The 24,965-nt window shown below is 71.0% G+C and carries 24 protein-coding genes; 17 read left to right on the top strand and 7 right to left on the bottom strand.

All coding sequences use genetic code 11. The features are described from left to right. The first annotated feature begins 77 nt into the window (after positions 1 to 77). Positions 78 to 536, top strand: a complete 459-nt coding sequence (locus tag ACIPK3_RS13355) for a VOC family protein (protein ID WP_402569117.1) — start codon at positions 78 to 80, stop codon at positions 534 to 536. On the opposite strand, the gene ACIPK3_RS13360 is transcribed toward ACIPK3_RS13355, so the two are convergent. Together ACIPK3_RS13360 and ACIPK3_RS13365 are read right to left on the bottom strand one after the other, a co-directional pair. Beyond that, on the bottom strand, positions 507 to 1,196 hold the full coding sequence (locus ACIPK3_RS13360; protein ID WP_402569437.1) for a helix-turn-helix domain-containing protein: 690 nt from the start codon (positions 1,194 to 1,196) through the stop codon (positions 507 to 509). The genes ACIPK3_RS13355 and ACIPK3_RS13360 overlap by 30 nt on opposite strands. A 10-nt stretch (positions 1,197 to 1,206) precedes the next feature. Continuing rightward, on the bottom strand, positions 1,207 to 2,376 hold the full coding sequence (locus tag ACIPK3_RS13365; protein ID WP_402569119.1) for a YihY/virulence factor BrkB family protein: 1,170 nt from the start codon (positions 2,374 to 2,376) through the stop codon (positions 1,207 to 1,209). Positions 2,377 to 2,540: 164 nt separating this feature from the next. On the opposite strand from ACIPK3_RS13365, the gene ACIPK3_RS13370 reads away from it, so the two are divergent. The 14 genes from ACIPK3_RS13370 (at position 2,541) to ACIPK3_RS13435 (ending at position 15,954) form a co-directional block, all read left to right on the top strand. Next, complete coding sequence (locus tag ACIPK3_RS13370) at positions 2,541 to 4,190, top strand: acyl-CoA dehydrogenase family protein (RefSeq protein WP_402569121.1); 1,650 nt, start codon at positions 2,541 to 2,543, stop codon at positions 4,188 to 4,190. 218 nt (positions 4,191 to 4,408) lie between these two features. Continuing rightward, the gene (locus ACIPK3_RS13375) at positions 4,409 to 5,743 is read left to right on the top strand and encodes a hypothetical protein (RefSeq protein WP_402569123.1); all 1,335 of its coding nucleotides are present in this window, start codon (positions 4,409 to 4,411) and stop codon (positions 5,741 to 5,743) included. 17 nt (positions 5,744 to 5,760) lie between these two features. Continuing rightward, a complete protein-coding gene (locus ACIPK3_RS13380) occupies positions 5,761 to 6,333 on the top strand; it encodes a GNAT family N-acetyltransferase (RefSeq protein ID WP_402569124.1) in 573 nt (190 codons plus the stop codon). A gap of 127 nt (positions 6,334 to 6,460) precedes the next feature. Further along, positions 6,461 to 6,544, top strand: a complete 84-nt coding sequence (locus ACIPK3_RS13385) for a putative leader peptide (protein WP_309486338.1) — start codon at positions 6,461 to 6,463, stop codon at positions 6,542 to 6,544. Between the two features lie 155 nt (positions 6,545 to 6,699). Further along, positions 6,700 to 8,397: a nitrite/sulfite reductase gene (locus ACIPK3_RS13390; RefSeq protein WP_402569126.1), complete on the top strand. Its 1,698-nt coding sequence runs from the start codon at positions 6,700 to 6,702 to the stop codon at positions 8,395 to 8,397. Continuing rightward, positions 8,394 to 8,576 (top strand): hypothetical protein, encoded by a 183-nt coding sequence (locus ACIPK3_RS13395; protein WP_402569128.1) that lies wholly within the window; start codon positions 8,394 to 8,396, stop codon positions 8,574 to 8,576. The genes ACIPK3_RS13390 and ACIPK3_RS13395 overlap by 4 nt, the downstream gene beginning before the upstream one ends. Continuing rightward, a complete protein-coding gene (locus tag ACIPK3_RS13400) occupies positions 8,573 to 9,283 on the top strand; it encodes a phosphoadenylyl-sulfate reductase (RefSeq protein ID WP_402569130.1) in 711 nt (236 codons plus the stop codon). The genes ACIPK3_RS13395 and ACIPK3_RS13400 overlap by 4 nt, the downstream gene beginning before the upstream one ends. Positions 9,284 to 9,345: 62 nt before the next feature. Further along, positions 9,346 to 9,882 carry an adenylyl-sulfate kinase gene (gene cysC, locus ACIPK3_RS13405; protein ID WP_402569439.1) on the top strand — a complete coding sequence of 179 codons (537 nt, stop codon included), beginning with the start codon at positions 9,346 to 9,348 and terminating at the stop codon, positions 9,880 to 9,882. Next, complete coding sequence (gene cysD, locus ACIPK3_RS13410; RefSeq protein ID WP_402569132.1) at positions 9,879 to 10,823, top strand: sulfate adenylyltransferase subunit CysD; 945 nt, start codon at positions 9,879 to 9,881, stop codon at positions 10,821 to 10,823. Before cysC ends, cysD begins: the two co-directional genes overlap by 4 nt. A 2-nt stretch (positions 10,824 to 10,825) precedes the next feature. Continuing rightward, complete coding sequence (locus tag ACIPK3_RS13415; protein ID WP_402569134.1) at positions 10,826 to 12,157, top strand: sulfate adenylyltransferase subunit 1; 1,332 nt, start codon at positions 10,826 to 10,828, stop codon at positions 12,155 to 12,157. 241 nt (positions 12,158 to 12,398) lie between these two features. After that, a complete protein-coding gene (locus ACIPK3_RS13420) occupies positions 12,399 to 13,520 on the top strand; it encodes an aliphatic sulfonate ABC transporter substrate-binding protein (protein ID WP_402569136.1) in 1,122 nt (373 codons plus the stop codon). A gap of 34 nt (positions 13,521 to 13,554) precedes the next feature. Next, positions 13,555 to 14,340, top strand: coding sequence for an ABC transporter ATP-binding protein (locus ACIPK3_RS13425; protein ID WP_402569138.1), 786 nt, complete (start codon positions 13,555 to 13,557; stop codon positions 14,338 to 14,340). After that, the gene (locus ACIPK3_RS13430) at positions 14,327 to 15,211 is read left to right on the top strand and encodes an ABC transporter permease (RefSeq protein WP_402569140.1); all 885 of its coding nucleotides are present in this window, start codon (positions 14,327 to 14,329) and stop codon (positions 15,209 to 15,211) included. Before ACIPK3_RS13425 ends, ACIPK3_RS13430 begins: the two co-directional genes overlap by 14 nt. 5 nt (positions 15,212 to 15,216) lie before the next feature. Next, positions 15,217 to 15,954 carry a sirohydrochlorin chelatase gene (locus tag ACIPK3_RS13435; RefSeq protein ID WP_402569142.1) on the top strand — a complete coding sequence of 246 codons (738 nt, stop codon included), beginning with the start codon at positions 15,217 to 15,219 and terminating at the stop codon, positions 15,952 to 15,954. A 323-nt stretch (positions 15,955 to 16,277) separates the two neighbouring features. Here ACIPK3_RS13435 and ACIPK3_RS13440 read toward each other — a convergent pair whose 3' ends face one another. Continuing rightward, positions 16,278 to 16,829: a DUF1697 domain-containing protein gene (locus ACIPK3_RS13440; RefSeq protein ID WP_402569144.1), complete on the bottom strand. Its 552-nt coding sequence runs from the start codon at positions 16,827 to 16,829 to the stop codon at positions 16,278 to 16,280. 364 nt (positions 16,830 to 17,193) lie between these two features. Between ACIPK3_RS13440 and ACIPK3_RS13445 the strand changes: the two genes are divergently transcribed. After that, entirely contained in the window at positions 17,194 to 19,449 is a 2,256-nt protein-coding gene (locus tag ACIPK3_RS13445; protein ID WP_402569146.1) for an MMPL family transporter, read from the top strand. A gap of 145 nt (positions 19,450 to 19,594) precedes the next feature. Then, complete coding sequence (locus tag ACIPK3_RS13450; protein ID WP_402569148.1) at positions 19,595 to 20,458, top strand: phosphotransferase; 864 nt, start codon at positions 19,595 to 19,597, stop codon at positions 20,456 to 20,458. A gap of 76 nt (positions 20,459 to 20,534) precedes the next feature. Here the strand turns inward: ACIPK3_RS13450 and ACIPK3_RS13455 are convergent, their stop codons facing one another. From ACIPK3_RS13455 to ACIPK3_RS13470, 4 genes are all read right to left on the bottom strand, one after another. Further along, positions 20,535 to 21,260: a 3'-5' exonuclease gene (locus tag ACIPK3_RS13455; RefSeq protein ID WP_402569150.1), complete on the bottom strand. Its 726-nt coding sequence runs from the start codon at positions 21,258 to 21,260 to the stop codon at positions 20,535 to 20,537. Between the two features lie 101 nt (positions 21,261 to 21,361). Then, positions 21,362 to 22,609: an SAV2148 family HEPN domain-containing protein gene (locus ACIPK3_RS13460; protein ID WP_402569152.1), complete on the bottom strand. Its 1,248-nt coding sequence runs from the start codon at positions 22,607 to 22,609 to the stop codon at positions 21,362 to 21,364. A 112-nt stretch (positions 22,610 to 22,721) separates the two neighbouring features. After that, positions 22,722 to 24,041 (bottom strand): copper amine oxidase, encoded by a 1,320-nt coding sequence (locus ACIPK3_RS13465; protein WP_402569154.1) that lies wholly within the window; start codon positions 24,039 to 24,041, stop codon positions 22,722 to 22,724. Between the two features lie 62 nt (positions 24,042 to 24,103). Continuing rightward, entirely contained in the window at positions 24,104 to 24,910 is an 807-nt protein-coding gene (locus ACIPK3_RS13470) for a Tat pathway signal sequence domain protein (protein WP_402569156.1), read from the bottom strand. Between the last annotated feature and the right edge of the window lie 55 nt (positions 24,911 to 24,965).

The following is a 24,965-nucleotide window of genomic DNA, read 5'->3' on the forward strand; positions in this document are numbered from 1 at the left end:
CACCGGGCGCTCCCGGTCGTCCGGTCGTGTCCGATCCGTTCAAGACCGGCGTTCCCGCTTCCGCCTACGGTGCACTCATGACTTCGCTGACTCCGGATCCGACCCCTGCTTCCTCCCCTGCTCCTGCTCCGCGGTTCGCCGTGATCGGTCTGGTGGTCTCCGACCTCGCGGCCTCGCTCGCCTTCTACCGCCGTCTCGGGCTGGTCTTCCCCGACGGTGCCGAGAACCAGCCGCATGTCGAGGCCGAACTCCCTGGTGGGCTGAGGCTCGCCCTGGACACCGAGGAGACGGTCCGCTCCTTCCACCCCGGCTGGCGGGCGCCCTCCGGCGGCGGCCGGGTGGGACTCGCCTTCCTGTGCGGGTCGCCCGCCGGGGTCGACGCCATGTACGACCACCTGGTGGGCGCCGGCCACCACGGCGAGCTGAAGCCGTGGGACGCCTTCTGGGGGCAGCGGTACGCGACCGTGCTCGACCCGGACGGCAACGGGGTGGACCTGTTCGCGCCACTACCGGACGGGTCCGACCAGCTCTCCTAGAGTCATGCCCGTCAGCTGTCTGACGTCACGGGCGAGATGCGGCTGGTCCGCGTATCCGGCGTGTGCCGCCGTCGTCGCGAAGGGCAGACCCGCGCGGGCCAGCGCGAGTGCTCTGCGCATCCGCAGGATCCGGGCCAGGGTCTTCGGGCCGTAGCCGAAGGCGGCGACGCTGCGGCGGTGCAACTGACGTGCGCCCAGGCCGAGTCCGTCGGCGGTCTCGGCCACCGGGCGGCCCTCCTCCAGGGCCGTGACAAGCCGGTCCAGGAGAGGGTCGGGTGCGGGCACGTCGGCGGCTCGGGCCAGCGCGATCTGCTCCAGGGCGGCCGCGGGATCCGGCGCCGCGTCCACCCGGGCACACAGGCGCCGTACCTCGGCGGCGGGCCACAGGTCGGCCAGCTCCACCCGCCGGTCGCGCAGTTCGCAGGCCGGTACGCCGAGGAGCGCGGGTCCCGTGCCGGGGCGGAAACGGACCCCGGCCCAGCGTGCGGGCGGCCCCGAGGGGGCGTAAGCGCGGGTGTCCGGTCCCGCGACCAGCAGACGGCCCTCGTTCCACAGCAGGTCCATGCAGCCGTCGGGCAGCACCCGCGCGACGCCGGGACCCTCCGGGGCTCGGTGCCAGACCACGGCCCCGGTCAGCCGGGACGCCCGCTCCTCGTACACACCGGCCAGGCTACGCCCGGTCACTTCCCGGGTGGTGGTGGGTGGTGTTGTGGTTGTGGTGGTGGGTGCTCTTCACATGCGCGCGCAGGCGGGCCGTGACGTCCTCGGGGGGCAGGAAGCGGGACCAGCGCTCCGGGAACTCGGAGGGCATGTCGGGGTCGTCGGGGTCGTCCGAGGTCGCCTCCCGGGCCGCGGCGACCAGGGCGACGTACTCGGCGACCTCCGCGTCGCGCAGGCGCTCGTTGGCGGCGCGGGCCGCTGCCGTGGCGGCGGCCGGCCAGACCCGGTCGATCGCGGCGTTCACCGCGGCGCCCACCAGCACCGCGAAGGCCGACACACCGATCCACAGCAGCACGGCGACGGCGGCGGCCAGCGAGCCGTAGATCGTGGCGCCCTCGATGGTGCTGGTGAGGTAGATCCGCAGCAGGAAGCTGCCGAGCACCCACATGGCCAGGGCGACCAGCGCGCCCGGTACGTCCTCGATCCACGGGGAGCGGACCGGCACGGACACGTGGTACAGCGTGGTGAGGAAGACGATCGACAGGATGATCACGACCGGCCAGTACAGGACCTGCACCACGGTCTCCGACCACGGCACGATCCGCACCACCGCGTCCGGCCCGGCCACCATCAGCGGCAGCGCCACCGAACCGATCAGCAGCGCGACGATGAACAGCAGGAACGCCATGATCCGCGTCTTCACGATGCCCCGGACGCCGTCGAGGCCGTACATCACGGTGATCGTGTCGATGAAGACGTTGACCGCGCGGGACCCCGACCACAGGGCGAACAGGAAGCCTATGGAGATGACATCGGGGCGGCCGCCGCGCATCACGTCGGTCAGGATCGGCTCCGCGATCTCCCGCACGCCCCGGTCGGACAGCACGGTGCGGGATGCCTCCAGGAGGTTGTTCTCCAGGCTGGCGATGGTGTCGGCGCCGGTCCAGTCGTCGACGTAGCCGAGCAGCCCGATGAGGCTGAGCAGCAGGGGCGGGACCGACAGCAGGGTGAAGAACGCCGCCTCGGCCGCGAGACCGAGGATGCGGTACTCCATGCACGAGTCGACGGTGTCCTTCAGCAGCAGCCAGGCGGTCCTGCGCTTGGAGACGTTCCGGTAGAGGGCTCTGGCCCGGTGAAGGCGACCGGGCGGCCGCTCTGGGGATTCACTTGCTGGCTGCACGCCCTAAAGGTATCCGCCGTGCCGTGCCCCACTCACCTTCCGGGTGGGCACCTGGCCCATGCCGCCACGGGTGACCGCGCCGGGGTGGCTGGAGCAGGCTCCTCCGGTTGGGCTGCTGTGTCAGTCTGGAGACCACCCCCTCGGCCCCGGGCAGGTACGCAGACATGGCACGCAGCACCACCCACACGAGCACCCACGCGGTGACGAACCAGCCGCCGCGGCTGGTCGGATACGACGTCTACGCCGCCGACCGCGCCCTGACGGAGGCGGTCGAGCGGCACACGGACCCCGCGCTGCGCGACGAGGTCCGTGCGGAACTGTCCGCGCTCGGCCGGAGCGCGGGTTCCGCGCAGGTGCAGGAGTGGGGAGCCCAGGCGAACGAACACCCGCCCCGGCTGCGCACCCACGACCGGTACGGCAACCGGATCGACGAGGTCGAGTTCCATCCCGCCTGGCACCGGCTGCTGGGCAAGGGAGTGGGGGCGGGGCTGACCTCGGCGTGGACACGGCCCGCCGGACATGTGCGGCGGGCGGCCGGGTTCCTGGTCTGGACCCAGGCGGAGGCGGGCAACGGGTGCCCGCTGTCGATGACTCACGCGGCGGTGCCCGCGCTGCGCGCCGATCCGGAGCTGGCCGCCGAGTGGGAGCCGCGACTGACGTCCACCGTGTACGAGCGGGAGCTGCGGCCCGCCCGGCTGAAGGCGGGGGCGGTCTTCGGTATGGGCATGACCGAGAAGCAGGGCGGCAGCGACGTACGGGCCAACACGACCGCGGCGCGGCCGCTGGCCGAATCGGGGACGTACGAGCTGACCGGGCACAAGTGGTTCTGTTCGGCGCCGATGTCGGACGGGTTCCTGGTGCTCGCGCAGGCTCCCGGCGGCCTGACCTGCTTCCTGGTGCCACGGGTGCTGGAGGACGGCAGCCGCAACACCTTTCTGATCCAGCGGCTCAAGGACAAGCTGGGCAACCGGTCGAACGCGTCCGCGGAGGTGGAGTTCGGCGGGACCTGGGCGCGCCGGGTGGGCGAGGAGGGGCGCGGGGTGCGGACGATCATCGGGATGGTCGCCGCGACCCGGCTCGACTGCGTGCTCGGCTCGGCGGGGCTGATGCGGCAGGCGGTGGCGCAGGCCGTGCACCACTGCACGTACCGGGAGGCGTTCGGCGGGAAGCTGGTGGACAAGCCGCTGATGCGGAACGTGCTCGCCGACCTGGCCCTGGAGTCGGAGGCGGCGACGGTTCTCGCGCTGCGGCTGGCGGCCGCCTACGACGACGGGAGCGAGCAGGAACGTGCCCTGTTGCGGCTGGCGGTGCCGGCTGCGAAGTACTGGGTGACCAAGCGGTGTGCGCCGGTGGCGGTGGAGGCGGCCGAATGCCTGGGCGGCAACGGCTATGTGGAGGAGTCGGGGCTGCCCCGGCTGGTGCGCGAGTCGCCGCTGAACTCGGTGTGGGAGGGCGCGGGAAACATCCAGGCGCTGGACGTGCTGCGGGCGCTCCAGCGCGAGCCTGCTGCCTTCGACGCGTATCTGACGGAGATCGGCCGGGCCCGCGGCGCGGACCACCGCCTGGACACCGCCGCCAAGCAGCTGCTGGCCGAACTGGGCGATCTGGAGGCCGTCGAGGGCCGGGCCCGGCGGCTCGTGGAGCGCATGGCCCTGGTGCTCCAGGGATCCCTGCTGGTCCGCCACGCCCCACCGGAGGTGGCCGACACCTTCTGCGCGTCCCGCCTGGGCGGCGACTGGGGTTCGGCGTTCGGCACCCTGCCGTACGGCTTGGACCTGGCGCCGGTGGTGGAACGGGCCCGGCCGGTTTCCTGACACCGAGCAGGGTCTGGCGCACAGTCCGTGACAGGGTAGCGCCACCGGCATATGCCCAGTACCAATTCGGCACATCCGGGCGGCATCTTCCGGATATTTGGAAGGTCTTCGGACTTCATCGCACACGACTGCCGTAGCATCCCCTACGGGCCTCCCCACCTGCTCCTCCGTCAACGTACGGATCACCAGGCGCAGTTGGCCCGCCAGGGAGGAAGAGCATGCAGCATCGCGGCAGACATCGCCGGCGCAAGCGCGGCCGTGCCGTTCGCGCGTTCCTCGCCGGAACCGCACTCGCGCTCACCGCGGCCGCCACCATGATCAGCGCATCGCAGGCCACGGTCGCCGAGAACCCGGGCGCGCTGAAACCGCTCACCTCTCCCGCCGAGACCGCCGGACTGCGGCTCCAGGAGGACCGGACTCCACCGCGGATGCTCGACCGGCTGGCGGAGGCGATGGGCCGCCCGGTCGGTGTCTCCGCCGTACTGGACGGCGCCGACCGCACTCTGGTCGAGGCGGCCGACTGCACCCGGACCGAGCGGAAGTCGCTGCCCGTGGCTCCGGATGCCGGGCGCGCGTACTGCTGGGACCCCGCGGACACCGCCGCGCCGGACTGGCGGCCCGCCTCGGTGACCACGTCCGGGGATGCGGACGACGACGGCTCCTGGGGCCGTCACCGGGTGATCCTGGCGGGCTGGACGCACAGCACGACGACCGGCTCCGTCGCCGACCGGGGCCTGGCCCGGGTGGCCTTCATCGACGCCGACGACCCGGAGCGCCTCGCGTACAGCTGGGTGCTGCTGGTGGTCCCCACCGCCGACGGCCGCGACTACCGGGGGCTGGTCTCCCCCGTCTCCGGCATGGTCTGGTACCGGAACAAGCTGCTGGTCACCACGACGGCCGGGGGCGCCGAGGCGCTCTACGTCTACGACGTCGACCGCATCCACCGCACCACGGCCGACACCCCCGCGATCGGCCGGGTGCCCGGCGGCTGGTCGGCCCGCGGCTACCGCTATGTGATGCCCGCCGTGGGCTCGTACCGCTTCCCGGCCGGACGGTGCTCCGCCACCGGTTCGCCCTGTCCGGGCGCACTGTCCCTGGACCGCGGCTCGGCGCCCGACAGCCTCGCGGTGAGCGAGTGGACACCGGCGGACAGCGACCGGCACGCCCGGCTGTGGCGGTACCCGCTCAGCGCGGACCCGGCGGGCGGCGGCCCGCTCGCCACGGATCCGGCGGGCCGGGTGGACGCCGTGGAGGCGTACGAGACACGGGCGGCCGGGATCCGGGGAGTGCTGACCCAGCACCGCCCCGGGGACGCGCGGACCACCTGGTACGTCGGGTATCCGGCGGGCTCCCTGGACGGCCGGAGCAGCCTGTGGCGGCAGGACACCGACGGCGCGAACGCCGCCCGCTGCGGCTCCGAGGCGACACGCCACTGCTGGACGAAGGGCATGGGGTCGCTCTCCTACGCGGCCGGGACCGGCGAGGTGTGGTCGCTGTCGGACCGGATGCTGTTCTCCGTCCCGCTGGCCTCGATCGACAGTTCGACGGAGTAGATGGTTCCCTGACCTGCATGAGCAGTGTCACCGTCACCACCTGGTCCCTGGAACAGACGTCCCCCGCCGACCTCCTGCCCGCCGCCGCCCCCGACGGCGAGGTGCGGATCGTGCGCGCGGAGGTGCCCTCCCCCGAGTTGAGCCGCTTTCTGTACGCCTCGGTGGGCGGCGACATCCGATGGACCGACCGGCTCGGCTGGACCTACGCCCAGTGGGTGGAGCATCTGGACCGCCCGGGGGTGGAGACGTGGGTGGCGTACGAACGGGGGACGCCGGCCGGGTATGTCGAGCTCGACCCGCAGGACGACGGGGTCGTGGAGATCATGTACTTCGGTCTGCTCCCGGCGTTCCGGGGCCGCCGGATCGGCGGGCACCTGCTGTCCTGTGGGACCGCGCGCGCGTGGGACCTGGCGGAGCGGTGGTCACAGCGCGTCGCGACCAAGCGAGTGTGGGTGCACACGTGCAGCAAGGACGGCGAGCACGCGATGGACAACTACCTGCGCCGCGGCTTCCGGCTCTTCGACACCCAGGTGGAGGACGAGCCGGAAGCGGCGACTCCGGGTCCCTGGCCGGGGGCCTACCCTGCCTGACCTGCGTCGACAAGCCCCCGCGCGCATCTTGTGACCGACGACACCCGTGTCTCACACAACGAGACACGGGTGTCCGCATGTTGGATAAAGCTGGACTGTGTCCAGATCACCGTGACACGCTGCGGTCATGTCTGGAACTGGAATCGCCTTGGTGAGTCGGCGGCACGTCGACCTCGGCCGCATGTCCAGCGCCATCTGTCCGGCGAGCTGAACCGCCCCGGTGGCCGTCGGCCACCGGCCCGGCAGCACCGCCGTTCTTCCCAGCATCCTCCACGCTTCTTCGCGCAATGACGCGCACGTACGCCTCGACGCGCCCATATGCGCAGGTCAGAGCAGCCCACCACCGGTCTCGAAGGACGTAGAACCATGGCCGCCACCCCACAGCACCCCGACGCCTCCGTGCCCCGCCGCAAGGTGAGCCGCCACCGTGGTGAGGGTCAGTGGGCCGCCGGACACTTCACCCCGCTCAACGGCAACGAGCAGTTCAAGAAGGACGACGACGGTCTCAATGTGCGGACACGTATTGAGACGATCTACTCCAAGCGGGGGTTCGACTCGATCGACCCCAACGACCTGCGCGGCCGCATGCGCTGGTGGGGCCTCTACACCCAGCGCAAGCCGGGCATCGACGGCGGCAAGACCGCGATCCTCGAACCCGAGGAGCTGGACGACAAGTACTTCATGCTGCGGGTGCGGATCGACGGCGGCCGGCTGACGACCGCACAGCTGCGGGTCATCGGCGAGATCTCCCAGGAGTTCGCGCGGGGCACCGCGGACCTCACCGACCGGCAGAACGTGCAGTACCACTGGATCCGGATCGAGGACGTCCCCGAGATCTGGCAGCGGCTGGAGGCCGTCGGGCTCTCCACGACCGAGGCCTGCGGTGACACCCCCCGCGTCATCCTCGGCTCACCCGTGGCCGGGATCGCCGAGGACGAGATCATCGACGGCACCCCGGCCATCGAGGAGATCCAGCGCCGGATCATCGGCAGCAAGAACTTCTCCAACCTGCCGCGCAAGTTCAAGTCCGCCGTCTCCGGCTCCCCGCTGCTCGACGTGGCGCACGAGATCAACGACATCGCGTTCGTGGGCGTCGAGCACCCCGAACACGGCCCCGGCTTCGACCTGTGGGTCGGCGGCGGGCTGTCCACCAACCCGAAGATCGGCGTACGGCTCGGCGCCTGGGTACCGCTGGACGAGGTCCCGGACGTCTACGAGGGCGTCATCTCGATCTTCCGCGACTACGGCTACCGGCGCCTTCGTACGCGCGCCCGCCTGAAGTTCCTGGTGGCGGACTGGGGCGCGGAGAAGTTCCGGCAGGTCCTGGAGGACGAGTACCTGAAGCGGAAGCTGACGGACGGGCCCGCGCCCGCGCAGCCCGTGGAGCGGTGGCGCGACCACGTCGGCGTGCACCGGCAGCAGGACGGACGGTTCTACGTCGGCTTCGCGCCGCGTGTCGGACGGGTCGACGGCACCACCCTCGCCAAGATCGCCGACCTGGCCGAGAACCACGGTTCCGGCCGGGTGCGGACCACCGCCGAGCAGAAGATGATCGTCCTGGACGTGACGCAGGACCAGGTCGACTCGCTGGTGGCCGGCCTGGAGGCACTGGACCTCACCGTGCACCCGTCCCCGTTCCGGCGGGGCACCATGGCCTGCACCGGCATCGAGTACTGCAAGCTCGCCATCGTCGAGACCAAGGCGCGCGGTATCTCGCTGATCGACGAACTGGAGCGCAGGCTGCCGGACTTCGGCGAGCCGCTCACCATCAACATCAACGGCTGCCCGAACGCCTGCGCCCGTATCCAGGTGGCGGATATCGGTCTCAAGGGCCAACTGGTCGTGAACGACGACGGCGAGCAGGTCGAGGGCTTCCAGGTGCACCTGGGCGGAGCGCTCGGCCTGGAGGCCGGATTCGGTCGCAAGGTCCGTGGCCTGAAGGTCACTTCGCAGGAGCTGCCGGACTACGTCGAGCGGGTCCTGCGCCGGTTCCAGGCGGAGCGCGAGGACGGCGAACGCTTCGCCGTCTGGGCCGCCCGTGCCTCCGAGGAGGCCCTTTCATGAGCGAGCGGGCCGCACCTTTCTACTGCCCCTACTGCGGCGACGAGGACCTCCGTCCGAGCGAAGAGGGTCACGGCGCCTGGGAATGCGCGGCCTGCAACCGCGCATTCCGGCTGAAGTTCATCGGGCTTCTGGCCCGTGGCCTTCGGCCAGCCGACCATGGAGGGGATGACCAGATATGACGATGGCTCAGAAAGAGCTCACAGCAGCGGAGTTGAAGGCGCTCGCCGAGCGGGCCGGACGCGAGCTGGAGGAGTCGTCCGCCCTGGAGATCCTCCAGTGGGCGGCGGAGACCTTCGGTGGCCGGTTCTGCGTGACCTCCTCCATGGAGGACGCCGTGGTCGCCCACCTCGCCTCCCGGGCGGCGAAGGGTGTGGACGTCGTCTTCCTCGACACCGGTTACCACTTCCCGGAGACGATCGGCACCCGCGACGCGGTCGAGGCGGTGATGGACGTCAACGTCATCACCCTCACCCCGAGGCAGACGGTCGCGGAGCAGGACGCCCAGTACGGTCCGAGGCTGCACGACCGCGATCCCGACCTGTGCTGCGCCCTGCGGAAGGTCCGGCCGCTGGAAGAGGGGCTGCGGGGCTATCAGGCCTGGGCGACCGGTCTGCGCCGCGACGAGTCCCCGACCCGGGCGAACACCCCGGTGGTCGGCTGGGACGAGAAGCGGCAGAAGGTCAAGATCTCCCCGATCGCCCGCTGGACCCAGGACGACGTGGACGCCTACGTCGACGAACACGGCGTCCTCACCAACCCGTTGCTGATGGACGGATACACCTCCGTCGGCTGCGCCCCGTGCACCCGCCGGGTCCTGGCAGGCGAAGACGCGCGTGCCGGACGCTGGGCGGGTCGCGCCAAGACCGAGTGCGGGCTGCACGGATGACGGACAGTCGGACCGTCCCGGACATGCAGCCCTCCCCCACCCTCGACAAGCAGGAGAACCACGTGACCACCGGAGCCACCGTCTGGCTCACCGGTCTGCCGAGCGCCGGCAAGACCACCATCGCGTTCGAGCTGGCCGGCCGACTGCGCGCCGAGGGCCGACGCGTCGAGGTGCTGGACGGAGACGAGATCCGCGAGTTCATCTCGGCGGGCCTCGGCTTCTCCCGCGAGGACCGGTACACCAACGTGCAGCGCATCGGGTTCGTCGCCGAACTCCTGGCCCGCAACGGCGTCGTCGTGCTGGTCCCGGTGATCGCGCCGTACGCCGACAGCCGTGCGGCGGTGCGCGCCCGGCACGACGCGAACGACACCCCGTACCTGGAGGTCCATGTGGCGACCCCGGTCGAGGTGTGCTCGGTACGGGACGTGAAGGGGCTGTACGCCCAGCAGGCCGCCGGCGAACTGACGGGGCTGACCGGGGTCGACGACCCCTACGAGGAGCCGGAGAAGCCCGATCTGCGGATCGAGTCGCAGCACCAGACCGTGCGGGAGTCCGCGGCTTCCGTGTTCGCGCTGCTCAGCGAGAGGGGACTGGCATGACGACCGTCACCGAGGTCACCGGGGACGACGAGGGAACGGAAAGCCCGTACGCCCTCTCCCATCTGGACGCGCTCGAGTCCGAGGCGGTGCACATCTTCCGCGAGGTGGCGGGCGAGTTCGAGCGGCCGGTGATCCTGTTCTCCGGCGGCAAGGACTCCATCGTCATGCTCCACCTCGCGCTGAAGGCGTTCGCGCCGGCCGCGATCCCCTTCTCGCTGCTGCACGTCGACACCGGACACAACTTCCCCGAGGTCCTCCAGTACCGGGACCGTGCGGTCGCCGCCCACGGGCTGCGCCTCCACGTCGCCTCCGTGCAGGACTACATCGACCGCGGCGTGCTCAAGGAGCGTCCCGACGGCACCCGCAACCCCCTGCAGACCCTTCCCCTGACGGAGAAGATCCGCTCCGAACGGTTCGACGCGGTCTTCGGCGGCGGCCGCCGCGACGAGGAGAAGGCCCGCGCCAAGGAACGCGTGTTCTCGCTGCGGGACGAGTTCTCCCAGTGGGACCCGCGCCGTCAGCGCCCCGAGCTGTGGAACCTCTACAACGGGCGCCACGCCCCCGGCGAGCATGTGCGGGTCTTCCCGCTCAGCAACTGGACCGAGCTGGACGTGTGGCAGTACATCGCCCGCGAGGGCATCGAACTGCCCGACATCTACTACGCGCACGAGCGTGAGGTGTTCCAGCGCGCCGGCATGTGGCTGACGGCCGGCGAGTGGGGCGGCCCCGGGGAGGGCGAGACGGTCGAGAAGCGGCAGGTCCGCTACCGGACCGTCGGCGACATGTCCTGCACCGGTGCCGTCGACTCCGGAGCCGACACCATCGAGAAGGTGATCGCCGAGATCGCCGCCTCCCGGCTCACCGAACGCGGCGCCACCCGCGCCGACGACAAGCTCTCCGAGGCCGCGATGGAAGACCGCAAGCGCGAGGGGTACTTCTAACCATGACAACGACGACCGAGGAACTCTCGGCCACCACGCTGCTGCGTTTCGCCACCGCCGGTTCGGTCGACGACGGCAAGTCCACCCTCGTCGGGCGGCTGCTGCACGACTCCAAGTCGGTGCTGGTCGACCAACTGGAGGCCGTGGAGCGGGCGTCCGCGAGCCGCGGCCAGGGCGCCCCGGACCTCGCGCTGCTCACCGACGGCCTGCGCGCCGAACGCGAGCAGGGCATCACCATCGACGTGGCCTACCGCTACTTCGCCACCCCCCGCCGCCGGTTCATCCTCGCCGACACCCCCGGCCATGTGCAGTACACCCGGAACATGGTCACCGGCGCCTCCACCGCCGAGCTGACGGTGATCCTGGTCGACGCCCGCAACGGTGTGGTCGAGCAGACCCGCCGGCACGCGGCCATCGCCGCACTGCTCCGGGTCCCGCACGTGGTGCTCGCGGTCAACAAGATGGACCTGGTCGACTACGCGGAGCCGGTGTTCGCGGCGATCGCCAAGGAGTTCACGGCCTACGCGACCAACCTGGGCATCCCCCAGGTCACCGCGATCCCCATCTCGGCGCTGGGCGGCGACAACGTGGTGGAGGCGTCCGCCAACATGGACTGGTACGGCGGCCCGACGGTGCTGGAGCACCTGGAGACCGTGCCGGTCAGCCACGACCTCGCGCACTGCCACACCCGGCTGCCCGTGCAGTACGTGATCCGGCCGCAGTCCGCCGAACACCCGGACTACCGGGGCTACGCGGGCCAGATCGCCGCCGGCTCCTTCCGGGTGGGCGATCCGGTGACGGTGCTGCCGTCCGGCCGCACGACCACCATCTCCGGCATCGACCTGCTCGGCAAGCCGGTCGACGTGGCCTGGACCACCCAGTCGGTGACCGTGCTGCTGGCCGACGACATCGACGTCTCCCGCGGTGACCTGATCGTGCCCACCGCGGACGCCCCGGCGACCACCCAGGACATCGAGGCCACCGTCTGCCATGTCGCCGACCAGCCGCTGACCGTCGGGCACCGGGTGCTGCTCAAGCACGGCACCCGCACGGTCAAGGCCATCGTCAAGGACATCCCCTCCCGGCTGACGCTGGACGAGCTGTCCCTGCATCCGCACCCGGGGCTGCTCGCCGCCAACGACATCGGCCGGGTGAAGATCCGCACCGCCGAGCCGCTGCCGGTCGACGCCTACGCCGACTCGCGCCGCACCGGCTCGTTCATCCTGATCGACCCGAGCGACGGCACCACACTCACCGCGGGCATGGTCGGCGAGTCGTTCGCGGCTCCGGAACCGGTCAAGAACCAGGCGGACGAAGACGGTTGGGACTTCTGACCATGACGATGAACGACTTCTACTCGATGTTCGCGAAGGAGGGCGGCCGCGTCGGCAGCGGCGCCCTCGGCAGCGGGCAGGGCGGGGTGGCCCGATGTGTGCGCTGACGTACGCGCACTGCCTGCGCGCCCTGTCCCCCCACCCGGTGACGACGTCCCGGAAGCGACGACGAAGACCTGCCGACCTCCCGGCCACGACCTGAAAGACCGTGACCGCCGGGCCAACGAGAGGAAAGCCTCCCGTGCCTGCCAACCGACCCACCCGTAGCACCTTCACGCGCCGCGGCATCGCCGCCGTCGTCGCTCTGCCCCTGCTCGCTCTCGCCGCGTGCAGCTACGGCTCCGAGGCCAAGGACGACCCGGCCGACCAGAAGGTCGCCGCCGGGGCCAAGAAGATCGACGGCCTCGACTCCGTCAAGATCGGCTACTTCGGCAACCTCACCCACGCCACCGCGCTGGTCGGCAACCAGAAGGGCTTCTTCCAGAAGGAGCTCGGCGCCACCCGGGCCAAGTACCAGATCTTCAACGCGGGGCCGTCCGAGATCGAGGCCCTCAACTCGGGCTCCATCGACATCGGCTGGATCGGCCCCTCCCCCGCCGTCAACGGCTACACCAAGTCGGACGGCAAGAGCCTGCGCATCATCGGCGGTTCGGCGTCGGGCGGGGTGAAGCTGGTCGTCAACCCGAAGAAGATCAAGTCCCTGAAGGACGTCAAGGGCAAGAAGATCGCGACCCCGCAGCTCGGCAACACCCAGGACGTGGCGTTCCTCAACTGGGCGGCCGAACAGGGCTGGAAGGTCGACGCGGAGAGCGGCAAGGGCGATGTGTCGGTGGTCCGCACCGACAACAAGGTGACCCCCGACGCCTACAAGTCCGGTTCCATCGACGGTGCCTGGGTGCCGGAGCCGACCGCGTCCAAGCTGGTCGCCGAGGGCGGCAAGGTGCTGCTCGACGAGTCGACGCTGTGGCCGGACAAGAAGTTCGTGATCACGAACATCATCGTGTCGCAGAAGTTCCTCAAGGAACACCCGAAGGCCGTCGAGGCGGTGCTGCGGGCGTCGTTCGAGACCAACAAGTGGATCAACGCCAACCCGGACCAGGCGAAGGCCGCGGCGAACAAGCAGCTGGGCGTCGACTCCGGCAAGGAGCTGCCCGCCGAGGTCCTGGACCCGGCGTGGAAGTCCATCCAGGTCACCGACGACCCGCTGGCCGCCACGCTCAACACCGAGGCGCAGCACGCGGTCAAGGCGGGCCTGCTGGAGAACCCGAAGCTGGACGGCATCTACGACCTCACGCTGCTGAACAAGGTCCTCGCGGCCGAGGGCGGAGCCAAGGTCGACGACGCCGGTCTCGGCGCGAAGTAAGTCCCGGATCCCGAGTTCCCAGGAGGTGACGACCATGGCAACCGCCCTCGCCAAGGCCGACAGCGCCGAGGCAGTCGAGCACGCCGCCCGCATGGAGCACGTCTCGAAGTCCTTCGCCGGACCGGCCGGACAGCAGCTCGTCCTGGACGACATCACGCTCGATGTCGCGCCCGGCGAGTTCGTCACCCTCCTGGGGGCCTCGGGCTGCGGCAAATCGACCCTGCTGAACCTGGTGGCGGGGCTCGACGAGCCCTCCGCCGGCAGCATCACGACCCACGGGCGGCCCGCCCTGATGTTCCAGGAGCACGCCCTGTTCCCGTGGCTGACCGCGGGCAAGAACATCGAACTCGCCCTCAAGCTGCGGGGAGTTCCGAAGAACGAGCGGCGCGGCCGGGCCGAGGAACTGCTCGAACTCGTCCGCCTGACCGGCTCGTACGGCAAGCGGGTGCACGAACTGTCCGGCGGAATGCGCCAGCGCGTGGCGCTGGCCCGCGCCCTCGCCCAGGACAGCCAACTGCTGCTGATGGACGAGCCGTTCGCGGCGCTCGACGCGATCACCCGTGATCTGCTGCACGACGAACTGACCCGGATCTGGGGGGAAACGGGACTGTCCGTCCTGTTCGTCACGCACAACGTGCGCGAGGCGGTGCGGCTCGCGCAGCGGGTCGTGCTGCTGTCGTCGCGGCCGGGGCGGGTGGCCCGCGAGTGGCGGGTGGACATCCCGCAGCCCCGGCGCATCGAGGACGCGCCGGTCGCCGAACTGTCCCTGGAGATCACCGAAGTCCTGCGTGGGGAGATCCGCCGACATGGCCAGCACTGACACAAGGACGGCCACGGACGCCGGCAGCGTCGAGGCGGGCCTGGACGCCCTGGAGACCGGGGTCACCGGCCGGACGCCGCTGCGGCGGACGCTGGTGGACAAGGTCCTGCCGCCGGTCGTGGCCACCGTGGTGGTACTGCTCGTGTGGCAGGGGCTGATCTCGTTCCGGATCGTCGACGACCCGACGAAGCTGCCCTCGCCCGCCGACGTGGGCGGGGAGTTCAAGGACGCCTGGCTGGAAGGCAAGCTGCTCGACTACATCTGGACGAGCGTCTCGCGCGGTCTGCTGGGGTTCCTGTTCGCGCTGGCCATCGGCACCCCGCTGGGTCTGCTGGTGGCCCGGGTGAAGTTCCTGCGCGCGGCCATCGGGCCGGTCCTGTCCGGCCTCCAGTCGCTGCCGTCCGTGGCCTGGGTGCCGCCCGCGGTGATCTGGCTCGGCCTGGACAACTCGATGATGTACGCGGTGATCCTGCTGGGCGCGGTGCCCTCCATCGCCAACGGCCTGGTCTCCGGCATCGACCAGGTGCCGCCGCTGTTCCTGCGGGCGGGCCGCACGATGGGCGCGACGGGGCTGCGGGGCGCCTGGCACATCGTGCTGCCCGCCTCACTGCCGGGCTATCTCGCGGGCCTGAAGCAGGGCTGGGCGTTCTCCTGGCGGTCACTGATGGCGGCCGAGATCATCGCCTCCTCCCCCGACCTCGGCATCGGCCTGGGCGCGCTGCTGGAGAACGGCCGCAACGCCAGCTCCATGTCCATGGTGTTCGAGGCCATCTTCCTGATCCTGTTCGTCGGCATCGCGATCGACCTGCTGATCTTCAGTCCGCTGGAGCGGTGGGTGCTGCGCAGCCGAGGCCTGCTGGTGAAGGGCTGAGTTCCATGCGTCGTCCGGTCCTTCTCGTCATCGCCCACGGCAGCCGCGACGCGCGGCACGCCGCGACCGTGCACGCCCTCGTGGAGCGGGTACGTACTCTGCGGCCGGGGCTGCGCGTGGAGACCGGCTTCCTGGACTTCAACATCCCGTCCGTGCAGGGGGTGCTGGAGTCCCTGGCGGCGGAGGGCATACGTGACGTCGTCGCCCTGCCCCTCCTGCTGACCCGCGCCTTCCATGCGAAGGCGGACATCCCGGCGGTCCTGCACGACGCGCCGTCCCGGCTGCGGATCCGGCAGGCGGAGGTGCTCGGTCCGTCGCCGCTGCTGCTGTCGGCGCTGGAACGGCGGCTGTACGAGGCGGGGCTGACGCCCGCCGACAAGTCCTCGACCGGGGTCGTGCTGGCCTCGGCGGGGTCCACCGACCCGGAGGCGATCGCGGTGATCGCAGAAATCGCGCGGGAGTGGCGGCGCACCGGTTGGTGCGCCGTGCGGCCCGCGTTCGCCTCCGCCGCACTGCCCCGCACCGAGGACGCGGTAGGGGAACTGCGGGCCCAGGGCTGCCGGCGGGTGGCGGTCGCGCCATACGTCCTGGCCCCCGGCTTCCTGCCGGACCGCATCGCGCGGGGCGCCGCCCAGGCGGATGTGCTGGCCGAGGTGCTGGGCCCGGCACCGGAGGTCGCGCGGCTCCTGCTGGAGCGGTACGACGCCGCACGGGTGCCGGTGCTGTCCGCCATGGGCGCCTGACCGCCGACCGGCTCGCGGAGGCCGGCCAGGTGCCGGCCGCCGTGCGCCGGGCTGGGTGGGACGGGGCGGTCCAGGACGTGAGGGAGCCGGCGGGGCGAGTCCGGCTGAGGGCCGGGCGGGCAGCCCCGCGTTCCGGCGCTCCCCTGTGACGTCGGATCGCGCACCCACCCGGCCTCTTGATACAGCGTCGGCGGCCGTGTTTGTGTCACACCCCGCCCGATCCGGTGTGCGCCAAGTGCCGTTCCACGCCGACCAGTCGGCCCGACCAGTCGGCCGGTCGGGTCTCACCCGGGTCGCCTGGGCGGACGTGACGGCCGCTCGCGTCACTCGTCCCCGGCGGTGAGCTCCACCAGCCTGACCACCGTGTTCCAGTTCCGGGTCGTGGCGATCACACCTTTGGTGAAGCGTGGCCGCGCGAGGAGTTCCGCGAGCTTGGAGCGGCCGAGGCCGTCGGGGGCGTACAGGTACAGGGCGCGGTCGCCGAGGCGGAACTCCTCGGGGAGGTGGGCGGCCCGGTCGACCGAGGCGAAGCGGTCGGCGTCGACGGGGGCGGAGAAGTACGTGACGTGCAGTTGCCGGGCCTCGAGCGTGGCGGCCGGGAAGGGGCAGGAGTCGGCCACCGCCCTGAGGTAGGCGTGGTCGCGCACGATCACGTCGACCGGGAACCCGAAGTGCTCCTCGACGGCTGCCGCCAGCTCCGCGGCCAGCGACTCCTCGTCGCCGTCGCGGGCGGTGAACACGGCCTGGCCGCTCTGGAGATGGGTGCGGACGCGGTCGTGTCCGAGGCCCTCGATCAGCCCGCGCAGTTCGGCCATCGGGACTTTCTTCCTGCCGCCCACGTTGATCCCGCGCAGCAGTGCCGCATACATCGTCATCCAGCCACCATAGGGCGGCCGTCGTGCCCCGTGGGGGCGGGCACGACGGCCGCCGGCCGATGACCGGCCCGGTCGAAACTCTCGCCGATGACAGCGGTGCGGATCAACCACTACACGCGCCTGTGACTTGTTCAACAGGGTTTCGCAATAAGACGGAACGGACAGCCCTGATCATCGCCCCCGAGAAGGACCGACACATGTAAGGGCCAGGCATCCTCCTCAGCTATGAGAACCGGCCGCCGAGGTTCACCGGGCAGCACGACGAGACGCCCTTATCCGCCCCATACCTTCGAATCGAACGAATCGCATACGGCCACGACGTTGCGGCGGGGGCCGTCACAGCACACAAGGGGGAATTCCCGTCATGGGGAACGGAGATACGCGGGTGAGGGGCCTGGCGGCCCGCGCCGGCGGCTGGAGTGCCCGGCACCGCTGGGCGGCCGTCGGCATCTGGGTGCTGTTCGTCGTCCTGTCCATGGGCCTCGGCGGCGCGGCCGGCCGGGTCGACGTCGACGAGTCGGACCAGCTCAAGGGCGAGACGCACACCGCCGCGCAGATCATCGACGACGCCGGCATCAAGGAACCGGCCGGTGAGACGGTCCTGATCCAGTCGAAGGACGGTTCCGTCAGGGCCACGGACGCCGTGTTCCGGGCCGCCGTCGCCGACGTGGTCAAGGCGGTCGAGGGCACCGGGAAGGTCACCGGCGTCGTGTCGCCGTACGCGGCCCAGACCATCTCACGGGACGGCCGCAGCGCGCTGGTCCGCTTCGACATGCGCGGTGAGGCGAAGACCGCCTCAGAGCGGGTCGAGCCGGTGCTGAAGGCCGTCGCGGGCGTGCAGAAGGCCCACGAGTCGCTGCGCGTCGAGGAGATCGGCGCCGCCAGCATGCAGAAGCAGTACAAGGACGCGTTCGGCGACGACTTCCAGCAGGCCGAGTACTCCGCCGTGCCGGTGGCGCTCGGCATTCTGCTCATCGCCTTCGGCGCGCTGGTGGCCGCGCTGCTGCCGGTGGCGCTGGCGATCACCGCGATCATGGCGACGATGGGCCTGATGGGCATCGTCAGCCACCTCCAGCCGATGAGCGACACCGCGAACTCCGTGATGCTGCTGGTCGGCATGGCGGTCGGCGTCGACTACTGCCTGTTCTACCTGCGCCGGGAGCGCGAGGAGCGTGAGGCCGGGCGGGACGCCGGGACCGCGCTGCGGATCGCCGCCGCCACCAGCGGGCGCGCGATCATCGTCTCCGGTATCACCGTGTGCGTGGCGATGGCGGGCATGATGTTCACCGGGCTCCCCATGTTCGAGGCGATGGGCCTGTCCTCGCTGATGGTCGTGGCGGTCGCCATGATCGGCTCCGTGACCGTGCTGCCCGCGATGCTGTCCCTGCTGGGCGAGCGCGTCGAGAAGGGCCGCCTCCCGTTCCTGGGCCGCCGTCGGCGCAGTACGGGTGGCACCGGTGGCACGGAGAGCCGGTTCTGGACCGCTGTCCTGCGCGGTGTGCTCGCCAAGCCCCTGGTCTCGGTCCTCGTCGCGGCGGGCGCGCTGCTCGCCGTCACCGCACCCGCGCTGGGCATGAAGACCTCACAGCTCACGCTGGACCAGGAGTTCGGCGGCTCGCTGCCGATCGTGCAGACCTACGACCGGGTCAACGACGCCTTCCCGGGCGGTTCCGAGCCCGCCTCGGTGGTCGTCAGGGCGAAGGACATCAACGCGCCCGAGGTGCGGCAGGCGCTGGCCGACTTCAAGAAGCAGGCGATCTCCTCGGGCGCCTCGCAGGGGCCGGTCGACATCAAGGTGCGCCAGGCGCAGAACGTCGCGCTGGTGTCCGTGCCGCTGGTCGGCGGCTCGGACCTGGGCAAGGCCACCAAGAGCCTGGAGAAGCTGCGCGACGAGGTGCGGCCCGCCACGCTCGGCAAGGTCGAGGGCGTGGAGGCGCCGGTCACCGGTCAGGTCGCGGGCAACCACGACTTCAACGACCAGATCGTCGGCTCGGTCGTCCCGGTCTTCGCGTTCGTGGTCGTCTTCGCCTTCCTGCTGATGCTGCTGTCCTTCCGCTCGCTGACCATCGCGATCACCTCGATCGTGCTCAACCTGCTGTCGGTGGGCGCGGCCTACGGCATCCTCGTGGCCGTGTTCCAGCACGGCTGGGGTGCCTCGCTGGTGGGCGCGGAGGGCGTCGGCGCCATCGTGACCTGGCTGCCGCTGTTCCTCTTCGTGATCCTGTTCGGTCTCTCCATGGACTACCACGTGTTCGTGGTCTCCCGGATCCGGGAGGCGCGGCAGCGCGGCCGCTCGACGAAGGACGCGATCCAGCACGGTGTGGTCACCACGGCGGGTGTCGTCACCAGCGCCGCGGTCATCATGGTCGCCGTGTTCGCGATCTTCGGAACGCTGTCTATGCAGTCCATGAAGCAGATGGGCGTGGGCCTCGCGGCCGCGGTCCTCATCGACGCGACGATCATCCGCGGTGTGCTGCTGCCCGCCGTGATGGCGCTGCTCGGCGAGCGCAACTGGTACCTGCCGAAGTGGCTGAACCGGATGCCCGACCTGACCCACGACGAGTCGCCGGAGCCGGTGGCCCCCTCGGCACTGGACGAGAACGAGCCGGTGCGGGTCTAGACCTGCCCGGTTCCGCCGAACCCGTCTGAACTTGCCTGACACGAGGGCTCGTCGGTCTCCTCCCGAGGGGGCCGGCGGGCCCTCGCCCGTTGCCCGCGCGCGTCAGTGCGAGACTGGCCGCCGCAGATCGGGACGGAGGCATGGGATGGACGAGGCAGGGGCACGGGACGTGCTGCACCGGGCGGGGGTGCTGCCGGGTCCGGCGCGGGGCGCACGGCTCCTCGCTCTCGGGGAGAACGCCGTGTTCGCCGCCGGTGACCTGGTCGTCAAGGTGGGCCGGGACGCCGAGCTCCTGGACCGGGCCCGGCGCGAGCTGGAGATCGCCGGGTGGCTCGCGGACGCCGGTGTGCCCGCGGTGCGGGCGGCCGGGCCGGAGGCGCTGCTCGTGGAGGGGCATCCGGTGACCGTGTGGCACCGGCTGCCCGATCCGGTACGGCCCGCCGAGCCACAAGACCTGGCCGGGCTGCTCCGCCTCCTGCACGCGCTCCTCCCGCCCTCCTTCCCCCTGCCGCCCCGCGATCTGCTGGGCGGTGTGGAGCGCTGGCTGCGGCTCGCGGGCGACGCCGTCGACCCGGCCGACGCGGCGTATCTGCGCGAGCGCCGGGACGGTTTCGCGGCGGCCGCGGCCGCCCTGACGCCGCATCTGCCGCGGGGGCCGATCCACGGTGACGCGCTGCCCCGCAATGTGCACGTCGGCCCCGAGGGGCCGGTCCTGGTCGACCTGGAGACCGTCTCCGCGGACCTGCGCGAGCACGACCTGGTGGTGATGGCCCTGACCCGCGACCGCTACGGCCTGCCCGCCGGGGACTACGACGCCTTCACCCAGGCATACGGCTGGGACGTGCGCGAGTGGGAGGGCTGCCCGGTCCTGCGCGGCGCCCGCGAGACGGCGAGCTGCGCATGGGTCGCACAGCACGCTCCGGCCAACCCCCGGGCGCTGGCCGAGTTCCGGCGCCGGGTGAAGTCCCTGCGGGACGGGGACGAGACGGTGCGGTGGCATGCCTTCTGAGCGGCACTGAGCGGCGCTGAGCGGCTCCGCGAGTTTCTGAGAGGCCCTGCACGGCTCTCAGAAACTCTGAAAGCGGTTACGCCGGGCTGATCCCCGTCGGCTCGCGCAGCGGCCATGTGCCGTCGACCACCGCGTCCGTGTCGCCCTTGCGCCGCAGGAAGTCCTGGAAGTCCGCCGCCCATCCCGCGTACCAGTCGATCTGGCGGAGGTGGAGTTCCGCCGGGCCGAGGGCCGCGATCTTGGGGTGGCGGTCGGCTATCGCACAGGCCAGACGAGCCGCGGCCAGGGCGTCGGCCGAGGCGTCGTGGGCGGAGTCGAGGACTGTGCCGTACTCCGCGCAGACCGCTTCGAGGTTGCGCTTGCCCCTGCGGTAGCGGTCCACCCATCGGTCGATGGTGTAGGGGTCGAGGACCGGGGCCGGGTCGGCGCCGCCCAGACGGTCGGCCAGCGACGGCAGTCCGTACCGCCGCAGTTCGGCGGAGAGCAGGGTGAGGTCGAAGGCCGCGTTGTACGCGACAACGGGGACGCCCGCCTTCCAGTAGGACGTGAGGACCTCGGCGATGGCGTCGGCGACCTGGTCGGCCGGGTGGCCCTCGGCGGTCGCCCGTTCGTTGCTGATGCCGTGCACCGCGACCGCGTCGGCCGGGATCGGCACGCCCGGGTCCGCCAGCCACTCCCGGCGCCCCATGGGCACTCCGGCCCTGACCTCGATCACGGCGCCCGTCACGATGCGCGCCTCGCGCGGATCGGTCCCGGTCGTCTCCAGGTCGAAGCCGATCAGCAGCTCCTGGTGCCAGCCCATGGCGGCCCCCCTTCTCGGTGGTGCGTTCCCCCTGTGGTCTTCACCCTCGCACGGGCCACTGACAATCCGGGGACCGCGTTGCGCCTGCGGGGCGGGACGGTTCAGGACACGGGTCGCGAATCGGACCAGTTCAGCTCGAATTCCTCGCGGTATGTCGCGAAGAGGCCGCCTTCCACCCCTTCGCGTACATCACCCGGCTTGACCACGTGGCTTCCGTTGCGCAGCACCAGCACCGGAACCTCCATCCCCCGCGAGCCGCGCAGATACGACTGCACCACGGCGACGCCGTCCGCGCCGTCACCGTCCACGAGGTAGGCGGTGAAGCGCGGTGTCTCGTCGTACACCTGGATCTCGAAGGCGCCCGGATCGCGCAGCCGGGACCGCACCCGGCGCATGTGCAGGATGTTCATCTCGACGGACCGGGCCAGCTCGCCCCGTTTCATGCCGAGTTCGCGCTCGCGGCGCTTGATCGCGCTGGAGGCGGGGTTGAGGAACAGCAGCCGCACCCGGCAGCCGGACTCGGCCAGGCGCACCAGGCGCCGTCCGGAGAAGTTCTGCACGAGCAGGTTGAGGCCGATGCCGATGGCGTCGAGGCGGCGGGCGCCACCGAAGATGTCCTCGGCGGGGAACTGGCGCAGCAGCCGCACCCGGTCGGGGTGCACGGCGACCACGTCCGCGTACCGGTCGCCGACCAGGTTCTCCACGGCGTCGACGGGCATCCGGCGCGCGGACGGCACGTCCCGGCCCGTGCCCAGCATCTCGAGGAGCCGGGCGGAGGCACGTTCGGCCTGGTTGAGGACCGCCTCGGACAGGGCCCGGTTGCGGGACACGACGTTACGGGTGACTTCCAGCTCGTCCAGGGCGAGTTCGAGGTCCCTGCGCTCGTCGAAGTACGGTTCGAAGCAGGGCCAGTGCTGCACCATCAGCTCGCGCAGCTGGGGCAGCGTGAGGAAGCTCAGCACGTTGTCGTCGGCCGGGTCCAGCAGGTAGCCCTTGCGGCGGCTGACCTCGCGTACGGCGACGGCGCGCTGCACCCATTCCTGCCCGGCGGGTCCGGCCGCGGCGACCACCCAGTCGCCGCCGTGCACGGGTTCGTAGACCGGGCGAAGTACGGCGGCCACGACCGCGCGCAGCCGCTGTTCGACGAGGTTCAGCCAGATGTAGGCCCGGCCGGCCCGCTGGGCGCGGGTGCGCACCTCCAGCCAGGCGTCGGCGTCCCAGTCCAGCTCCGGCCCGATGGCACCGGCGTCCATCGGGCGCGCCAGGGACACCGCGCCGGGCGGGACCTCTGCGGAGTTCCCCTCGTGACCCTCGTCACCGGGGGACAGCTCCAGCCCTCCCGAGCCCACCCGTGCACCGCCTTCCGCTCCCCCGAGCTCTCCCCATGCCAACGATCAAGGAAGGGTACTCCGGGAGCGGTCGGCGGTGCAGCCGGATGGACAGGGTCGTTGCTCAACTACCTCAACTGGTCGGCTGCCAGTGGCCGTTCTGCGCGGCGAGCGGGTCCGGAGTGAGCGGGTTCATGGCCGTGACGTCGCGCGGGGCTATGGAGAATCCCTGCCAGTGGACCGGCATGGGCTGCTGGTCCTCGTCCCGGGCGATGTGGTGGAAGCCGACGTTCACCCACACCACCGGGTGCGTGAGCGTCTGGCCGTTGACCCAGGTGTCGACGGACTTGCCCGCGCGCGCCCCGCAGTTGCCGGGGTTGTTGCTGGCGAACTGCTCGCACTTGTTGTACTCGGTGAAGTACACGTCGTGCTTGGTGAAGCTGCGGCCCGGGTACCTGGTGGTGGGGCCGGGGACGACCTCGTAGGAACGGGCGTGGCCGTCCTTGTTCTTGCCCTTCTCGCTGACCATCCGCCACCAGCGGTAGGTCTGGTAGTCGCCCGAGAGCTCCTTGGTGATCTTGGTGCGGGTGGTCTTGTTGGTCGGTGCCGCCTGGCCGCGGGCCGGTGCGGTGACCTTCGAGTCGTACTGCTCGACCTTGGTCTTGGAGGAACCGTCGAGGCCGAAGTCCAGCCGCCAGAAGACGTTGTGGCTGTGGCTGGTGGCGAAGGCCTTGGCACCCTTGCCGATGGGCCAGCCGCGGCCGTCACCGGCGTCGTAGTCCCCGTAGGAGAGGCTGCCGGTGGCGCCGACGTTCATGTTGACGGTGCCGTCGTCCTGGAAGCGCCACTCGGTCATGTACTCGTACCAGCCGACCTTGTTGACCGTGTAGACAAGGAGGTCCTTGCCCTGGGTCTGGAAGACCTTGTTCGCGGTGTCGCCCTGCATGCGGTAGGCGTGTCCGCGCGAACGGGTCGTGGTGCACAGGCCGTTGACGTTCGGGTGCTCCGAATCCCAGGCGTCCGGGACCTTGACGGTCTTGATGGTGCCGCCGGGGCACTCGCCCGGATCCAGGTTGACCAGGCCCTGCGCGAAGCCGAAGCCGGTCAGGTCGTCGTACTCGACGCTTCCGTCGTCGTAGGGGACGTCGATCTGGGCGAGCCGGCCGCTGTTGAGGACCTTGATCGGGGCGCTCTCGCCCTTGGGCTGGTAGGAGATGTTCTCCAGCACCAGGCCGGCCTTGCTGTCGTAGCGCCAGCACATCCGCCAGGTGGTGCCGGTGGAGAGCTTCTGCTCGATCCGGTAGGCGGCGCTGCAGTCGGCGGCGGCCGCCGCCGCGGTCCGCGGCTGTGCGACGGCCGGGCCCGCGCCGGTCGTCGCGCCGGCGGCCAGCGCGGCAACCGTGAGGCCGACGGCCGCCCGCTTGCGGGCATGGCTGTATCTGATCACGCGCATGACGAAGTGACTCCTTTGAAGGAGGTACGTGTTGGAAGGACGAACGGATAACAAAGCCTGGCTCAACCGCGTTTGAGCTGCGCGACCTTGCGGGCGCTCAGGTCGATGATCAGCGACCTGGCGTCGATCCAGGGCCCGTTCTTGACCTTCGGGAAAAGCCGCACGCAACGGTGTTCGCCGCACTTGTCGAGCACGGCGGGCTGGGCGCCCGGAGTGGCCCGGTACACAGCGCCGTTGAAGAGCAGTTGGTCCGGCGAGGTCAGCTGCCGGCCGGTGGCGTCCTTGTAGTCGGCCTTGAGGCCCGCGCCGAGCGGGTCGGCGATCAGCAGCCGGGCCGCCTCGGCGTTCTCGGCACGGCTGAGCGGCGGCTGCACCCCGTGCTGGGTTCCGGTCTGCACGACCTTGCCCGAGTCGAGGTCGACGGTCCTGGTGACAAGAGCGTCGCTGTTGTAGTCGTAGAACGTCACGTCCGCGCGGCGGGGCGCGGCCGGGTCGTCGAGTTCGTCCGCCTCCGGTTCGGCGAGGTCGACGCTGAGCCGCTGCGGACCGCGGCTGCCCGCGACGTTCTCGGCGGAGCGCAGCGGCTGTCCGCCCGCCGCGATCCGTTCGACCCGCTTGACCTCGTCGTCGGTCAACGGGTCGCGGCCCTTGCCCTTCTGTCCTTCCGCGGGTGCCCGCTCGACCACACCGGGCGCGGCCACCGTGCCCTGCCCCGGTGCCGCCTGCTGTGCGGACCGGCCGCCGCTTCCCGAGTCGTCGGCCCCCGCCGTTCCCGGCAGGGTGACTCCGACCATCACGGCGGTCCCTGCCACCGCGACGGCCGCACCGGCCACCACCTTCCCGAGGTGGCGGTGCACTATCTTGCGCACATCTTCCCCCTACCCCCCTGGCACCGCTCGGTCCTGCGGCCCTCTGGAGTACGTG

It is taken from the genome of Streptomyces sp. NPDC086787 (assembly GCF_044745865.1).
In the GTDB taxonomy this organism is placed as follows: Bacteria; Actinomycetota; Actinomycetes; order Streptomycetales; family Streptomycetaceae; genus Streptomyces.